The 15,813-nt window shown below is 43.5% G+C and carries 18 protein-coding genes; 2 read left to right on the top strand and 16 right to left on the bottom strand.

Translation table 11 applies throughout. The features are described 5' to 3' along the window. Positions 1–59: 59 nt before the first annotated feature. Positions 60–572 (bottom strand): NuoB/complex I 20 kDa subunit family protein, encoded by a 513-nt coding sequence (locus CHI10_RS05125; RefSeq protein WP_035327895.1) that lies wholly within the window; start codon positions 570–572, stop codon positions 60–62. Beyond that, positions 563–937, bottom strand: a complete 375-nt coding sequence (locus CHI10_RS05120) for an NADH-quinone oxidoreductase subunit A (protein WP_035327896.1) — start codon at positions 935–937, stop codon at positions 563–565. Before CHI10_RS05120 ends, CHI10_RS05125 begins: the two co-directional genes overlap by 10 nt. A gap of 529 nt (positions 938–1,466) precedes the next feature. On the opposite strand from CHI10_RS05120, the gene CHI10_RS05115 reads away from it, so the two are divergent. Continuing rightward, the gene (locus CHI10_RS05115; RefSeq protein WP_095243245.1) at positions 1,467–2,189 is read left to right on the top strand and encodes a LysM peptidoglycan-binding and 3D domain-containing protein; all 723 of its coding nucleotides are present in this window, start codon (positions 1,467–1,469) and stop codon (positions 2,187–2,189) included. Between the two features lie 62 nt (positions 2,190–2,251). On the opposite strand, the gene CHI10_RS05110 is transcribed toward CHI10_RS05115, so the two are convergent. Further along, positions 2,252–2,479 carry a hypothetical protein gene (locus tag CHI10_RS05110; protein ID WP_095243244.1) on the bottom strand — a complete coding sequence of 76 codons (228 nt, stop codon included), beginning with the start codon at positions 2,477–2,479 and terminating at the stop codon, positions 2,252–2,254. Between the two features lie 274 nt (positions 2,480–2,753). Here CHI10_RS05110 and CHI10_RS05105 point away from each other — a divergent pair, with 274 nt between their 5' ends. Then, positions 2,754–2,942, top strand: a complete 189-nt coding sequence (locus tag CHI10_RS05105) for a hypothetical protein (RefSeq protein WP_095243243.1) — start codon at positions 2,754–2,756, stop codon at positions 2,940–2,942. A gap of 136 nt (positions 2,943–3,078) precedes the next feature. Here CHI10_RS05105 and ftsZ read toward each other — a convergent pair whose 3' ends face one another. The 13 genes from ftsZ to CHI10_RS05040 all read right to left on the bottom strand — a co-directional run bounded on the left by ftsZ (position 3,079) and on the right by CHI10_RS05040 (position 15,700). Then, positions 3,079–4,254 carry a cell division protein FtsZ gene (gene ftsZ / locus CHI10_RS05100; protein ID WP_095243242.1) on the bottom strand — a complete coding sequence of 392 codons (1,176 nt, stop codon included), beginning with the start codon at positions 4,252–4,254 and terminating at the stop codon, positions 3,079–3,081. 214 nt (positions 4,255–4,468) lie between these two features. Then, positions 4,469–4,876 (bottom strand): F0F1 ATP synthase subunit epsilon, encoded by a 408-nt coding sequence (locus CHI10_RS05095; protein ID WP_095243241.1) that lies wholly within the window; start codon positions 4,874–4,876, stop codon positions 4,469–4,471. 22 nt (positions 4,877–4,898) lie between these two features. Beyond that, positions 4,899–6,320, bottom strand: a complete 1,422-nt coding sequence (gene atpD / locus CHI10_RS05090; protein WP_095243240.1) for a F0F1 ATP synthase subunit beta — start codon at positions 6,318–6,320, stop codon at positions 4,899–4,901. A 139-nt stretch (positions 6,321–6,459) separates the two neighbouring features. After that, a complete protein-coding gene (locus tag CHI10_RS05085; protein WP_095243239.1) occupies positions 6,460–7,317 on the bottom strand; it encodes a F0F1 ATP synthase subunit gamma in 858 nt (285 codons plus the stop codon). Between the two features lie 92 nt (positions 7,318–7,409). Further along, complete coding sequence (atpA, locus tag CHI10_RS05080) at positions 7,410–8,918, bottom strand: F0F1 ATP synthase subunit alpha (protein ID WP_076257122.1); 1,509 nt, start codon at positions 8,916–8,918, stop codon at positions 7,410–7,412. A gap of 24 nt (positions 8,919–8,942) precedes the next feature. Beyond that, complete coding sequence (locus CHI10_RS05075; protein WP_095243238.1) at positions 8,943–9,479, bottom strand: F0F1 ATP synthase subunit delta; 537 nt, start codon at positions 9,477–9,479, stop codon at positions 8,943–8,945. Beyond that, on the bottom strand, positions 9,476–9,997 hold the full coding sequence (locus CHI10_RS05070; protein ID WP_095243237.1) for a F0F1 ATP synthase subunit B: 522 nt from the start codon (positions 9,995–9,997) through the stop codon (positions 9,476–9,478). The genes CHI10_RS05075 and CHI10_RS05070 overlap by 4 nt, the downstream gene beginning before the upstream one ends. A 149-nt stretch (positions 9,998–10,146) precedes the next feature. Continuing rightward, the gene (gene atpE / locus CHI10_RS05065; RefSeq protein WP_009332220.1) at positions 10,147–10,359 is read right to left on the bottom strand and encodes a F0F1 ATP synthase subunit C; all 213 of its coding nucleotides are present in this window, start codon (positions 10,357–10,359) and stop codon (positions 10,147–10,149) included. Positions 10,360–10,434: 75 nt separating this feature from the next. Next, a complete protein-coding gene (gene atpB / locus CHI10_RS05060) occupies positions 10,435–11,148 on the bottom strand; it encodes a F0F1 ATP synthase subunit A (RefSeq protein WP_048007942.1) in 714 nt (237 codons plus the stop codon). A 21-nt stretch (positions 11,149–11,169) separates the two neighbouring features. Continuing rightward, positions 11,170–11,544, bottom strand: coding sequence for an ATP synthase subunit I (locus CHI10_RS05055; RefSeq protein WP_095243236.1), 375 nt, complete (start codon positions 11,542–11,544; stop codon positions 11,170–11,172). Positions 11,545–11,549: 5 nt separating this feature from the next. After that, positions 11,550–11,771: an AtpZ/AtpI family protein gene (locus CHI10_RS05050; RefSeq protein WP_095243235.1), complete on the bottom strand. Its 222-nt coding sequence runs from the start codon at positions 11,769–11,771 to the stop codon at positions 11,550–11,552. 297 nt (positions 11,772–12,068) lie between these two features. Continuing rightward, positions 12,069–14,333, bottom strand: a complete 2,265-nt coding sequence (locus CHI10_RS05045) for a S8 family serine peptidase (protein WP_095243234.1) — start codon at positions 14,331–14,333, stop codon at positions 12,069–12,071. Between the two features lie 77 nt (positions 14,334–14,410). Continuing rightward, the gene (locus CHI10_RS05040) at positions 14,411–15,700 is read right to left on the bottom strand and encodes a serine hydrolase (protein WP_286137181.1); all 1,290 of its coding nucleotides are present in this window, start codon (positions 15,698–15,700) and stop codon (positions 14,411–14,413) included. Positions 15,701–15,813: the final 113 nt, after the last annotated feature.

Here is a 15,813-nt window from a genome sequence, read left to right as displayed (position 1 = left end):
TTCGCTTTTGCTGCAGCCTCTTTTTTCAGCTGTTCAAGATCCTTTTCTCCGCTCATAGGTTAGATCACCTTCTTCCCAGTCTTAGCCTCATAACGGATTTTCTCTTTTAACTTGTTAATTCCGTAAATTAATGCTGCCGGGTTCGGCGGGCATCCTGGTATGTATACATCAACAGGGACAATCTGGTCGACCCCTTTAACAACTGAGTACGATTTCACATATGGCCCACCCGCAGTTGCACAGGAGCCCATCGCGATCACCCATTTAGGTTCAGGCATCTGATCATATAGGCGGCGGACAATAGGCGCCATTTTCTTTGTTACTGTACCTGAAACAATCATGACATCAGACTGACGGGGAGATGTACGGAAAAAAGAACCAAAACGGTCCAGATCGTAATGCGATGAACCCACACCCATCATTTCAATGGCACAGCAAGCAAGCCCGAAGGTCATTGGCCACAATGAATTGCTCCGCGCCCACGCTTTAATTTGTTCCAAAGTTGCCATAAACACATTGCGCTGTAGTTCTTCCATTTCTTCCGGTGTAATATTATCCAGCTTTAAATCCATTTCAGCACCTTCTTTTTCCATGCATAAACAAGTCCAATTATTAGCATAAATACAAAAATCAGCATCTCAATCAATGCAAAAATACCAAGCTTCTCATATGCCACTGCCCACGGGTACAAAAATACTGTTTCCACATCAAATATGACAAACATCAGGGCAAAAATATAATAGCGGACATTGAACTGCACCCTCGAATCATGGAATGGCTCAATCCCGCTCTCATATGTGGTATACTTCGTATCATATGGCTTATAGGGCCGCAAAAGCTTTCCCAAAAACAAAGCCACCACAGGCAGCAACACGCCAAGGCACAAAAACACGAAAACTATCAAATAGTTATTCTGGTATAAATTCCAAAGCTCCATGCCCATCCCCTCCAATGCTGAAAATTTTCACAACATTTAAACATGTAACCGTAACCATTATACACCCTACTCTCCCATGTGTCGACACAACCTCAGACTATTATTGGAAATTATCGCTGGGCACAAAATCAGGTTCTCCGGGAGAGAATTTACAAACCCGCGATTAACACCTTCCTAAGATTATATGAGCTTGCCCCCTGTCAATATCCATTAAATTCTTCTTTATATTCATCTACCATTAAAAAACAAACTTTCTTCTTTGTCAGTGAGATATGTAACACCCCGGAATAATTTTTCGTTTTACCCTCTTAAGGAAAAACTTTCTATTAAAACCATCTTAAGGTTTAAATATATCAAATATGACTATTTCTCATACTTTTTGTCCATCTAGTATGACCATTATGATGGTTTGCCATTTCTGCGTTATTCTCCTGAAATCTGCGTAATTTAATTATTACCTCTCTGTTCTTTTTCTCAGAATTTTCTGTGCTAGCATAATAATTGTCAACCAACTAATAGGAGGTTTAACATGAAAAAGTATTTTTATTATCTGCTCGCAAGCTTAATCATCTGGAGCACAGCAGGTGCAAGCGCATATGCAGAAGAAGTAACTGTAAATAAAGGGGATACCCTGTGGTCCATAGCACAAAAACATGAAGTGTCTGTTCAGGATATTAAAAACTGGAATGGACTCACTGGAGATTCGATTCATCCAAAAGATAAGCTTGATGTCTCACCTGAAGAAATATACATAGTAGAATCCGGTGATACTCTCTGGAATATTGCCAAAACATATGGAATTAATGTACATAACCTTAAAAAGTGGAATCAGCTGAAATCCGATCTTATTAAACCCGGTTTAGAGCTTATCATCTATAAAAATGGTTCAGCGAAAAAAGAAGCTGCCAAGCCTAAGACAGTCGTAAAAGCAGCCAACACCAATAAGCCGGCAGAAAAAGCAGGCAAAGTTCTGACTGTCACGGCAACTGCCTATACAGCGAGCTGTGAAGGATGCATCGGCATTACGAAAACAGGCGTCAATCTTATCGATAACCCGGATAAAAAAGTAATTGCAGTTGATCCGGACGTGATTCCTTTAGGTTCTAAAGTATTTGTAGAAGGATATGGATATGCAACGGCCGAGGATATAGGCGGCGGAATTAACGGACATGAAATTGATGTGTTTATTCCTGGAGAACAGGATGCACTGCAGTGGGGAAGAAAAGATGTAAAGGTTACTATCCTTAATTAAAACAAAGAGGTCTCTCACTGCAGGGACCTCTTATTTCAATTCCTCTATTCATTTATAAGCTGCTAATTGATCAAGTGTGTTTCAGATACCCGGCAAAAAGCTTTTAATAGATTTTGCATACATCGAATCCGGACCGCTTCGTCAAATAAGAACACATTGAATATCTCAGCTTCTAGCATAAGGAATACTCTAATGGTGGCATCATCCTTATTGCTAATATGATTATTTGTAAAATAGCTGATTAATTCTCTTTCATAATATTCTATCGTTCCAAATAATACAGTCGACAAGGAAATCACCCCCTGGATTTCTCGAACCTTGTCTTTTATTAAAACCAAATATCTAATTTTGTACGTCGATAACTGTCTAGCTTCAACGCTTCCGCTTTTCTAAGCATGTTGATACTATATGACTCTATTCTCCAGGTTTCAACAAAGTCTGACATTTTTAACAAAATAGTTAAGCTGGTGATTCCTTTTTAATATAAATGAAACATAGCTGTTTTCTTTGAAATTTATTTTTGTGATAAAGTTATATTAAGAGCTTAGATTAGGAGAATTACTTATGACTAATAACAACTGCCCAGCTATTCAAAAATTCGATGAGCTCGTTACAAAAAGCAATGAGCTGAAAAGGGAGCTGGATGTGACTCCTTTTGAAGATAAACAAAAGTTCATGAGCCTTCTTAAAAAGCTCATAACCGTGCATAAGAATTTGGATCAGTTAACACTATATGACCAGACAAAGTATTAAAATAAATGAAGGACAGGCAGATGCCTGTCCTTTCTTCATGTATCAGCATCAACCACTCACCCACCAACATATCAACCATCTATAAAATTCACCTAAAAAAACAGGCTGCCCTCTTTGTGGCAGCCTGTTTCTATCATTAGCGTCTTCTGCGGTTTCTAAGGAACGCCGGTGTATCAAGTGACTCTTCCTGCGGGTCAGCCTGCACACGGTAGTTATCCTGGACCGGTTCCCGATATTCCCTGGGCTCTCTGGCCTCTCTAGCCTGCCGGCGATTTGCTGGTTCTTCTGCATAATGATATGTATGATCATATTCTTTTTCTACAGATGGTCTTGTACTCGGTTTTGCTCTTAACTCCTCTTGTTCATTGAAGCCGGTAGCGATAACCGTAACAAGAATTTCTTCCTTCAAGGAATCATTTATGACTGAACCAAAAATCATATTCACTTCTTCATCTGAAGCAGAAGCAACAATATCTGCAGCCTCCTGCACTTCATATAAGCTGATATTTGCTCCGCCTGTAATGTTCATGATGACACCGCGGGCTCCGTTAATGGATGTTTCAAGCAGCGGGCTTGAAATGGCTTTCCGGGCTGCTTCAGCCGCACGGTCCTCCCCAGTGGCAATTCCAATCCCCATCAGTGCTGTTCCTTTATGGGACATTACTGTTTTGACATCTGCAAAATCAAGATTGATTAAACCAGGAACGGCAATCAGGTCAGAAATGCCTTGAACGCCCTGACGAAGAACATTATCCGCTTCCATAAATGCTTCAAGCATAGGTGTCTTCTTATCAATAATCTCCAATAAGCGATCATTTGGAATAATAATGAGCGTATCCACAGCTTTTTTCATGGCTTCGATGCCTGCATCCGCATTGGCTGCACGCTTACGTCCTTCAAATTTGAAAGGGCGTGTTACGACACCAATAGTCAGTGCACCCACTTCACGTGCAATGCGTGCAATGGCAGGAGCTGCACCCGTTCCGGTTCCTCCGCCCATTCCAGCCGTAACGAATACCATGTCAGCACCCTTCAGCACTTCACGAAGCTGGCTTTCACTTTCCTCAGCTGCTTTTCTGCCCACTTCAGGATTAGCCCCAGCACCCAGGCCCCTTGTTAAGGCTGCACCGATTTGCATGGTTACTTCTGCCTTTGATTGATTTAGAGCTTGTCCATCTGTATTAACAGCAATAAACTCTACTCCCTCAACTCCATGTTCGATCATCCGATTAACAGCGTTATTCCCCCCGCCGCCGACTCCGATGACTTTGATCGTAGCGTATTGGTCTATATTTGTATCAAACTCCAGCATTGCGGCTCCTCCTTTTATTCAAATAGACTTGCATAATAGCTTTAAAAAAGAGAGTAACCTTTAAAGGTTTACTCTCTTCTATTGTAAAGGCCTATATAAAAGAATTCGAGTGATTTATCTCTTTTTTGGGGCAATTTTCTTAAAACTTGGGTGGTAAATATTTCTGAAACAAAAAACACCCCCCAGCCAGGCCAGGAGGTGTTGTGAATTGTTATTAAAACTTTCTTTCCGAAACTTCGATACGGTTGATCGCACGCTGAAGTGCAAGCTCTGCACGGCGGAAATCAATGTTTTCACGCTTCTGCTCATTCATGCGCTGTTCAGCACGCTGCTTGGCACGAACGGCACGCTCTACATCAATTTCATCTGCCTGTTCAGCAGATTGCGCTAAAATCGTTACCTGCTCCGGACGGACTTCAAGGAATCCGCCGCTTACTGCGACGAAATCAGTTTTTCCGCCGTTTTTTAAACGAACGGCTCCAATTTGTAACGGTGCAACCATTGGAATGTGTCCAGGTAAAATTCCAAGCTCACCGCTTTGAGCTTTTGTGCTTACCATTTCCACATCTGATTCATACACCGGGCCATCGGGAGTAACAACACTGACTTTAATCGTCTTCATTTTTTACCCTCCTGGTCCAGAATTAGACCTCTACGCCCATTTTCTTTGCACTCTCGATTACTTCTTCGATTCGGCCGACAAGTCGGAATGCATCTTCTGGCAGGTGGTCGTACTTGCCTTCAAGAATATCTTTGAAGCCTTTAACTGTTTCTTTAACAGGTACGTATGAACCTGGCTGGCCAGTAAACTGCTCAGCAACGTGGAAGTTTTGAGATAAGAAGAACTGGATACGGCGCGCACGTGCTACGATTAGCTTGTCTTCATCAGAAAGCTCATCCATACCAAGGATCGCAATGATATCCTGAAGTTCTCTGTAACGCTGTAATGTCTGCTGTACTTGGCGTGCAACTGAGTAGTGCTCTTCGCCAACGATTTCCGGTGACAATGCACGGGAAGTGGAGGCAAGTGGATCCACCGCAGGGTAGATACCCATCTCAGAAAGCTTACGCTCAAGGTTAGTTGTTGCATCTAAGTGGGCGAAAGTTGTAGCCGGAGCCGGATCCGTATAGTCATCGGCTGGTACGTAAATCGCCTGGATGGACGTAACAGAACCTACGTTAGTAGATGTGATACGTTCCTGTAATTTACCCATTTCAGTAGCAAGTGTCGGCTGGTAACCAACGGCAGATGGCATACGGCCTAATAGGGCTGATACCTCTGAACCTGCCTGAGTGAAACGGAAGATGTTATCCATGAAGAAAAGAACGTCCTGTCCCTGATCATCACGGAAGAATTCTGCCATAGTCAAACCAGTCAGGGCAACACGCATACGCGCTCCCGGCGGCTCGTTCATCTGGCCGAATACCATCGCTGTTTTCTTTATAACGCCTGAATCCGTCATTTCATGATAAAGGTCATTACCTTCACGCGTACGCTCACCAACACCGGCGAATACGGAAATACCGCCGTGCTCCTGAGCGATGTTATTGATCAATTCCTGGATTAAAACGGTTTTACCTACACCGGCACCACCGAACAGACCGATCTTACCACCTTTAATGTATGGAGCAAGAAGGTCTACTACCTTAATTCCAGTTTCAAGAATTTCTACTTCCGTAGAAAGCTGCTCAAACTTAGGAGCCTCTCTGTGGATAGAATCACGACGGGCATCTGCAGCGATTGCTGGATCTAAGTCGATTGATTCTCCAAGCACGTTGAATACACGTCCAAGTGTTATATCACCTACTGGTACAGAGATAGGAGCACCAGTGTCAATAACTTCACTTCCGCGCTGTAAGCCGTCAGTAGAAGACATTGCAATTGTGCGGACTGTATCATCACCTAAATGAAGGGCAACTTCAAGGGTTAAGTTGATGTCAACTTCAGATTCGTTACGCGCTGGGTTAGTAACAGTCAATGCATTATAGATCTCAGGAAGCTGGCCGCTTTCGAACTTTACGTCAACAACCGGACCCATAACTTGAAGAACGCGTCCTTTGTTCATCTTTTTCCCTCCTCTTTCATTTCACGTAATGGGAGAGTACAGGCAGCCCTGTTCTCCTCATTTCGTTTGTGTCTAGCTCCAGCGCCTAGCCCCTCGAGGTCATTGTCGGGGCTGACCGAGGCGCTTCCGCTTTTCTTTTTTATTCTAACGCGGCTGCTCCGCCGACGATTTCGGTAATTTCCTGCGTGATGGCTGCCTGACGTGCACGGTTGTAGCTTAGGCTTAACGAGTTGATAAGCTCTTTAGCGTTATCCGTTGCATTCTGCATCGCTGTCATCCTTGCAGCATGTTCACTTGCCTTACTGTCTAAAAGCGCTCCGTAAATTAAGCTTTCAGCGTATTGAGGCAGCAAAACTTTTAAAATTTCTTCAGCGGAAGGTTCAAATTCATAAGATGTAAGCTTTGTTGAGCTGGAGATATCCGTAAGCGGAAGAAGCTTCTTCTCTGTTACATCCTGTTGAATCGCGCTGACATAATGGCTGTAGTACATATATAATTCGTCAAATGTCTCATCAGCGAACATGCCAACTGCTTTGCTGGCAATATCCTTGATTTCAGCAAATGCAGGCTGGTCCGCAACAGCAACAATATCCAGAATGACGTTCATATTGCGCTTTCTGAAAAAGTCACGGCCCACACGTCCGATTGCAATGATTGCATACTCATCCGGTGATTTATGGCGCTTTTGAATTGTCTGGTAGACATTTCGCAGGACGTTACTGTTATAAGCTCCCGCAAGTCCGCGGTCAGAAGTGATTACAAGGTAACCAGTTTTCTTGACTGGGCGGCTGGTCAGCATTGGATGTGAGACATCTTTGCTTCCCAAAGCGATGCTTGCCGTAACTTCCTGGATTTTCTCCATATAAGGCACGAATGATCTTGCATTCATTTCCGCCTTATTCATTTTCGCAGCCGATACCATCTGCATTGCCTTTGTAATTTGACTCGTTTTCTTCGTAGAAGTAATACGATTTTTTATATCGCGTAATGATGCCACAGGTTCTCACCACCCTTTTTCAAAGTTTGTCAGACCCTAACAAGAGAAGCAAAAGGAGGGGATTAAACCCCTAACCTTAATTGCATGCTCTATTATTCGGATACTGCGAAAGTTTTCTTAAAGTCGTTAATCGCAGATGCCATATCGTCATCAGAAGGAAGTTCTTTTGTAGTCACGATATGGTCTAACAAATCTTTGCGGTTATGGTCTAACCATGAAAGGAATTCAGATTCGAAACGACGAATATCCTGTACAGGAATGTCATCTAAGAAGCCGCGAGTTAGAGCGTAAAGGATTGCAACCTGCTTCTCAACTTTTAACGGCTTGTTAAGATCCTGCTTTAGAACCTCTACTGTACGGGCACCACGGTTAAGTTTAGCCTGTGTTGCTTTATCAAGGTCAGAACCGAACTGGGCAAATGATTCAAGTTCACGGTATGAAGCAAGGTCAAGACGCAGTGTACCTGCAACCTTTTTCATTGCTTTGATCTGTGCAGATCCACCTACACGTGATACAGAAAGACCTGCGTTGATCGCCGGACGTACACCGGAGAAGAATAGGTCAGACTGAAGGAAAATTTGTCCGTCAGTGATTGAGATAACGTTTGTCGGAATGTAAGCAGAAACATCGCCTGCTTGTGTTTCGATAAATGGAAGAGCAGTGATTGAACCTGCACCTTTCGCATCGCTTAGCTTTGCAGCGCGCTCTAATAAGCGGCTGTGCAAGTAGAATACGTCCCCTGGATATGCTTCACGGCCTGGAGGACGGCGCAATAGCAATGAAAGCTCACGGTAAGCAGAAGCTTGCTTTGTTAAGTCATCATACACAACAAGAACGTGCTTGCCGTTGTACATGAACTCTTCACCCATTGTTACACCGGCGTAAGGAGCCAGGTATAGCATTGGAGCAGGCTGTGATGCAGATGCTGTAACTACGATTGTATAATCAAGCGCACCTTGCTTACGAAGTGTTTCTACTGCATTACGAACTGTAGATTCTTTTTGTCCGATTGCCACATAGATACATACCATATCCTGATCTTTTTGGTTCAGGATTGTATCGATTGCAACGGATGTTTTACCTGTTTGACGGTCACCGATGATTAACTCACGCTGTCCGCGGCCGATTGGCACAAGTGCGTCAATCGCCTTGATTCCTGTTTGAAGCGGCTCGTGTACGGATTTACGATCCATAACACCTGGTGCCTGGCTTTCAATCGGACGTGATTTGGTTGTGTTAATTGGTCCCATGCCATCTACTGGCTGTCCAAGAGGGTTTACTACGCGGCCGATTAATTCTTCACCAACCGGTACCTCCATGATGCGGCCCGTACGGCGTACTTCATCGCCTTCACGGATTTCTGTAAATGGTCCTAAAATGATAATACCGACGTTATTTTCTTCAAGGTTTTGTGCCATCCCCATAACGCCGTTTGAAAATTCAACAAGTTCTCCAGCCATGACATTGTCGAGGCCATGAGCACGAGCGATACCGTCACCAACAGAGATAACCGTACCTACATCACTCACTTGAATTTCCGACTGATAGTTTTCGATTTGCTTTTTTATCAGCGCACTGATTTCTTCAGCATTGATGCTCATGAGTTTCACCCCTATCTACGAATCTTAGCCTAACAATTGACGTTCAAGACGCTCTAGCTTCCCGCGCAAGCTGCCGTCGAAAATCCGGTTTCCGATTCGAAGCTTGATGCCGCCGAGCAAGTTAGTATCAACTATATTGTCAATACGAAGTGATTTTTTCCCAACCTTAGCTGCAAATGACACAGATAATGCTTCCTTCTCTGCTTCAGATAGCGGACGGACAGTGTATACCTTTGCATCCGCGATACCTTTTTTGTCATTCGCCAGGCTTATAAAATGATCTGCCACATCAGAGATATGATCTTCACGGTGGCGTTCAATTAATATCATTAACGTGTTTAGAACATACGTGTTCACAGATGCAAATGCTTCTTTTAAAATCTCTTTTTTCTTCTCAATTGAAAGCTTTGGAGATTTCAAAACAGACTTTAAATCTGAGTTATGGTTTACTACTTCTTTCACTGCACGAAGCTCTTCTTCCATTTGGTCAAGAAGCTGGTGTTCATTCGCAAGCTGGAAAAGAGCCAACGCGTAGCGCTTTGCTACTGTGGAGCCCGTCATCGCTTTTCTCCTGCCTCTTGAATGTATTCATTGATCAGCTTTTCCTGATCATTTGCACTTAGTTCCTTCTCGATAACCTTGGAAGCAATTAGGACAGACAATGAAGCGACTTGCGCGCGGATAGCGGCAACTGCCTGTTCTTTCTGCTGTTCGATTTCAAGCTTGGCAGATTCCTTAATGCGCTCAGACTCAGTGCGGGCAGCCGCAACGATCTCCTCACGCTGCACATCGCCTTGTTTCTTCGCATTTTCGATAAGGCCCTGCGCTTCAGTACGTGCTTCTTTTAAAAGATTTCTTTGCTCTTCTAAAAGCTTCTTTGCTTCTGTACGGCTTTCTTCAGCCGCTTGGATTTCACCGGCAATGTGCTCTTCACGCTGCTGCATAATGCCCATTAACGGACCCCACGCGAATTTTTTCAGCAATGCCAACAAGATAATGAACATGAACAGCTGGAACAAAATGTCCCCGCCGTTAAAACCGCTGCCTGCAGCGCCTAATACTAGACTGTTTGTTAACACCCTCGATTCACTCCCTTCAAGAGTTGTTCCACTTATGAAACGGAGTCATATGCATGATTCCGATTTAGTTTTTCAGTAAAAAACATAAAGGAATGGCGAAGGTTCATGGAATGATCTTCGCCATTTTTGAACGATTGGTACAGTATTAATTAACCGCCGATAACCATGAACGCGATAACAACGCCAATGATCGGAACGGCCTCAACTAGTGCAACCCCGATGAACATTGTAGTTTGAAGCATACCGCGAGCTTCCGGCTGGCGAGCCATACCTTCTACTGTTTTTGAAACGATAAGACCGTTACCGATACCGGCACCTAGTGCTGCTAAACCGATTGCAATTGCTGCTGCTAAAAGACCCATTATTGAGTTCCTCCTTAAATTGTATGAAAATTTATTTGTTTAAAATGTTTTGTCCATAAAATGAACAGGTATATATTAATGGTCCTGGCTCACTTTGTGTGCCATATAAACCATTGTTAACATACAGAAAATGAATGCCTGGATAGATCCGACAAAGATTGAGAATCCCTGCCATACAAGTGTTGGTATAACTGCGGCAAGCATTCCGCCTATACCCGCATGTGCGAGTCCTCCGACAAGCAACGTCAGCAGGATTTCACCCGCGTAGATGTTACCGTAAAGACGAAGTCCTAATGTCAGAGTGTTTGCAAACTCTTCAATAATTTTCAATGGGAACAAGAAAGGCATTGGCCTGATAAAATCCCGGCCGTATTCTCCTACTCCTTTAAGCTTTACGCCATAGTAATGCGAAAGCCCGACTACCATTGCCGCTAATGTTAAGGTGATAACAGGATCGGCTGTTGGCGATTTCCACCATAAAGTGTGATCATAAGTGATCGCGAACGGAAGTCCGAGCATGTTTGAAACAAAAATATACATGATCAGGGTTAATCCAAGGATATGGAATCTTCCGCCTGTCTTCCAGTCCATCGTACTGTTAATGATATTCTTAACAAAATCCATTACCCACTCGAAGAAGTTTTGCATCCCCGTTGGTTTCATGGCCAATCGACGGGTTGAAAGTAAAGCAATAATGAATACAATAGCACTTGCCACTGTGATCATCAGTACATTTGATAAGTTAAAATTCAATCCTAAAAAGTCCACTATAGGAGCTTCATGATGCAATAGTGTTCACCTCTCTTCCCGCTATTTACGTAATTGAAAAGATTGAAGAAAATAATCTATCATAATGACAATATAGGATGTCATTAATCCAAATACCATACTGATCAGATGCAGCTTATCAGGGTATTCCAGAGCGATCATCACAGCAAATACTGCTGTAGCCATTCTGGATACCGTTCCAAGTGAACGCACCTTCTCGCCTCTCTCGACCGCCTCTCCAAATTGCAGCGCCTTTCGTGAAATCAGCCACAAATTGAACAGACTTAAGCCTGTACCAAAGATCAAGCCAAGAAAAATAGATTGATATGGTGTAAAACCCCAGCCGAGAACGTAAACAGACAACAATAGGAATATGTATTTCCGCTGTCTTTGAAAAGTTGCTTTGATTTCCGGCATGATGTTCATTCTCCTGTGAAAAAATGTTGGATTAGACGTAGCATGGCGTATATCCCTGCGCCCAGCCCAATGAACAAGCCGATTAAAAGGAATAAAGGCTCAGTTGCTGCCTTGCTGTCAAGCCATCTTCCGGCGAAAATGCCAATGAGCGTGGAACCTACTAACTGAGAAAGAATGGCGGACATTAAGGCCATCGCCTTAAATGGGTTGCGGTCTTTTTGACGCATAAAAACGCATCCTCCCTTAAAGAGAATGGTAAGAGGGTTTTGAGGCCGTAAATAATCATATAAACATCATGCAGAAGTGGGAAATATGTCTGCAAAAATATTTTGAAAACCCTATCATCTTTTACCCTTTGTAAGCATACAATAGGGCTTTGTCAATGTCAATGCGTTTGGAGTGAAAAAGTTCACAAACAAAAAGGCAAAAATATGGTATGTTCACATATTTATCACATTTAATTTTCGGATTTCTATTGAAAAAGGAGCGAGATTCTGCGTCGCTCCTGAAAACGCTTTATTTTTTTACTTTAGTACTCTCTTCTGATCTGCTGAAGGCTCCGGGTCTCCCAACTGGCCATCCGGCCTGACAAACAGATACGTTTCGATCCAGTCTTCCCTGCCGGCTTTTTTGGCAAACACTTTCGCCAGGTACAGCCCCGGCCCAGGCAGCTTTTCAGCAGGAATTTCCTGCAGCAGCTGTCCCTTTCCGGCATTTCTTTTCCAATCCAGAAATCCCATAAACCGGAGACTTTCCGAATCAAACATCGCAATTCCGAATTCCTCCGCCCCGCCAGGCAGATACACCTCATAGCGATACGTTCCAGGCTTATCTCCTTTGCCGATACCGAATCCCATCACCCTTGGGTAATCAGGCTCTTCCAGCACATACAGGTATGGAATATGAATACTTTCTGCACCTGCTTTCAATAGAAGGTAGCCGTCATGGATCTTTTTCTTTAAAAGGGTTGGATCAGCAGACATTTTAATTTCAGCCTTTTTCTTTTCGCCCGGTTTCAATTGAAACGTCATAGGCATTTCCCAATTGATGCCCTGCTCCTTATAGGGTACGGAAAAGGAATAAGACTGCGTTTTTTCACTTATATTTTCAACCGTTATAAAACTGCTGTGGTCATGCAGCCTGTCTGCGATCTGAAATTTCCCGAATTGCATGGACGCCGGGAAGACAAGCGTTTCTGCTTTCAGCGCCTGTTCAAGCTGGATTCGACCGGCCCCCTGCTCATACGTTCTATAAGTTTGTCCATCCGCGTTCTTAATAAGTTTAGCGGTATTCATGAGTGCTGCCTTGATTTGTTCCGGCCCCCACTCGGGATGAGCCTGTTTGAGGATCGCACAGGCACCGGCTACATGCGGAGCGGCCATGCTTGTTCCCTGAAGCGGCAGGTATCCGCCGGGAATGGTACTATTTATGGCAACTCCCGGTGCCACAACATCCGGTTTAATTTCCCATGTGGATGTAACAGGTCCTCGTGAGCTGAAGTCAGCCAGTATGTCCCTTTCTTCTATTATATTAGTCCGGGCAAGGAGCCTTCCTTCCTTCATGAGCTTCTTGAGGTCCTCTCCTTCTTCCTTTGAAAGCGCCGCTGCCGGAATGGGAACCTCGCTGTCCAGATTGCCAAAGAACCTGCCTTTTGTATTGTTATAGATAATGACTCCCTCTGCTCCTGCTTCCAGTGCATGGACAGCTTTATCTGTAAACGTCAACTCCCCTCTTTCTATTAAGACTATTTTACCTTCTGCATTCTTCAATTCATCCGGATGCCCAATCCCTCCATCAATCACTTCGTAGGAGCGGTCGAATTCCCACTCCTTTGAACCCTGCAGCAGATCAAGGCGGATTTCACGTCCGTTTATGCTTAAAAATGGCACCTTTATTGTTGGTGTAGAGGCTCCGACAGAAATGGCTTTCGATGCTGTTCCCGGTGATCCGACGGTCCAGATGTTCGGGCCAGAATTGCCTGAAGAAGTGACAGCGGTTATTCCTTTTTCAACCGCTTTATTCAGGGCCATGCTTATCGGAAGGTCAGGCCCGTTTACGTTATTTCCCAATGAAAGGTTTAATACATCCACTTTATCCTTTATGGCCTGTTCGATGGCCGCTATCACCTGTTCTGTTGTTCCGCTTCCGCCCGGTCCGAGAGCCCTGTAGGCGATGATGGTTGCTTCCGGTGCGACCCCCTGGATCCTGCCATTTGCCGCAATAATGCCCGCGACGTGAGTGCCGTGCAGTGTGCCCTGTCCCCCGGCTGCCTTCGTTTCCATCGGATCTCTATCATTATCCACCAAATCGCGACCGCCTCCATAGCTTCTTCGCAAGTCAGGATGATTATAATCAATGCCGGTGTCGATCACGCCTACTTTCACACCCTTGCCAGTGAGGCGCTGATTATTTTCATCATAATAGCCTCTCGCATTCAGGCCGCCAATCAGCTTGATATTGTCATCGGAATGAACATGATAGGTATTTACCGGTGAAACAGAAGAGACTGAATCTATTCTTTGCAGGCTTTGCAAGGCAGATGGCTTTCCTTTAACGGAAAAGCCGTTTAATGCCTGATTGAATGTTTGCCTGATTTGCAGCTCAGGATTTTTTTCTATCATTTTTTTGATTTCCTGTTTATTATTTGGTTCTTTCAGTACTACAATGGCCACTTTTTCAATATCAGGTGACTCTTCCGGTATAGGAGGGTGTGAAAGTGTTCGGGCTGAAACCGGAGTTTGAATCAAGAATAAAACTAGTACTGTTATGATGTGAAAGAATTTTTTCATTAGAAAACCCACCCTCTTTTTGTTTTAGGGTGGGCTGAATAGATGCCTTGTATGCGTAAATCAATATAATATTACGGCTAGTTCAAGGATTCATAAACAATATTGGCGACTTCTTTAGAAAGAGCGCCTGTGCTTCGGTATGATCCGCTTGGCAAAGGTCCATTGTTTTGTTTGTTCGTCAGCAGGATTATCTGAAGGTTTTCCTCTGGATCAATAATAACCTGCGTTCCGGTAAAACCAGTATGGCCAAAGGCTTTGTCAGAATAATGTTCTCCCATATACCAGCTTTTATCCAACTCCCAGCCATAACCCTGGCCAAAGCGCTGAGGAGAGGTAAAGATATCAATTACTTCTTTATTATACATTTTTGTTTTTCCATACGTTCCGCCATTTAACATGGTCTGGCCCAATACGGCAAGATCCCTTGCTGTTGAAAATAAACCCGCATGGCCCGCAACCCCTTTATTGCCATAGAAGCTATTTCCATCATTAACTTCTCCAACTAAGGTGTAATTTCTCCAGTTTTTAAACATGTCCGGGCTTTCTTCAACATAGTACCCGAAATTAGGGTCATCAATCATTTTATACTCATAAAGATTTCCCCATGAGGTAGCCGCAATCTTTTTCTTGAAATGGTCAGGTGGTGTAAACATCGTATCATTCATTTTTAATGGTTTATAAATGTTTTCTTCTAAGTATTTATCCAATTTCTGTCCACTGATCTCTTCGATTAAAAAACCCAGCATCATAAAGCTAAAATCGCTATATCTTCTGTCCGTGCCAGTCGGATATTCAAGCGGCAGCTTATTTATATAATTCAGAACCTCTTCCGAATTATGAGCGTAGAGGTATGTCGGCTTCCAGGGAGTCAGCCCTGAGGTGTGTGTCAGCAGGTCAGCTACTGTAATATCTTCTTTTCCATGCTGGGCAAACTCTGGAATAAAATCTGATACCCTGTCATTGACTGAAAGTTGCCCATCACTGACAAGTTTCATAATGCCCTGAGTGGTTCCCATCACCTTCGTAACGGAAGCAAGGTCGAACATTGTTTTCTTTTTCATTTTTCTGGGGTTCTCGAGCAATTCCCCCATATCATACTTTTGTGCATATCCGTACGCTTCCTCTTTGACAATCTTTCCATCCTTGGCTACAAGAACTACCGCACCCGGTGTAACACCATCCTCAATAGCCTCCGTAACGGCTTTATCAATACCCTTCAATTTCTCCATATCAAAGCCTGCCTTTTTCGGATGGGCATGGCTTAATTTCTGCCCGGACCTTTCTTTGGCATTAACGATATTTCCAGAAAAAGCTGCAGAACTTAAGACTAATGTGAGTACGATTAACAATAACCTTAATCTTTTCAAAACTTCATCTCCTTTTCAAAAACTGATCAATATACAATATTCTGTATAATTAATACTATCTATCTTTTAATTGATTATCAATACAGTTTTTAGTATTTTCAGAAAATGGTACT

Origin of the sequence: Bacillus sp. 7894-2 (assembly GCF_002272225.1) — a bacterium.
Classification (GTDB): Bacteria; Bacillota; Bacilli; order Bacillales; family Cytobacillaceae; genus Cytobacillus.
The sequence above is the reverse complement of the archived record's forward strand: the minus strand, read 5'-3'. Positions and strand labels throughout refer to the sequence as shown.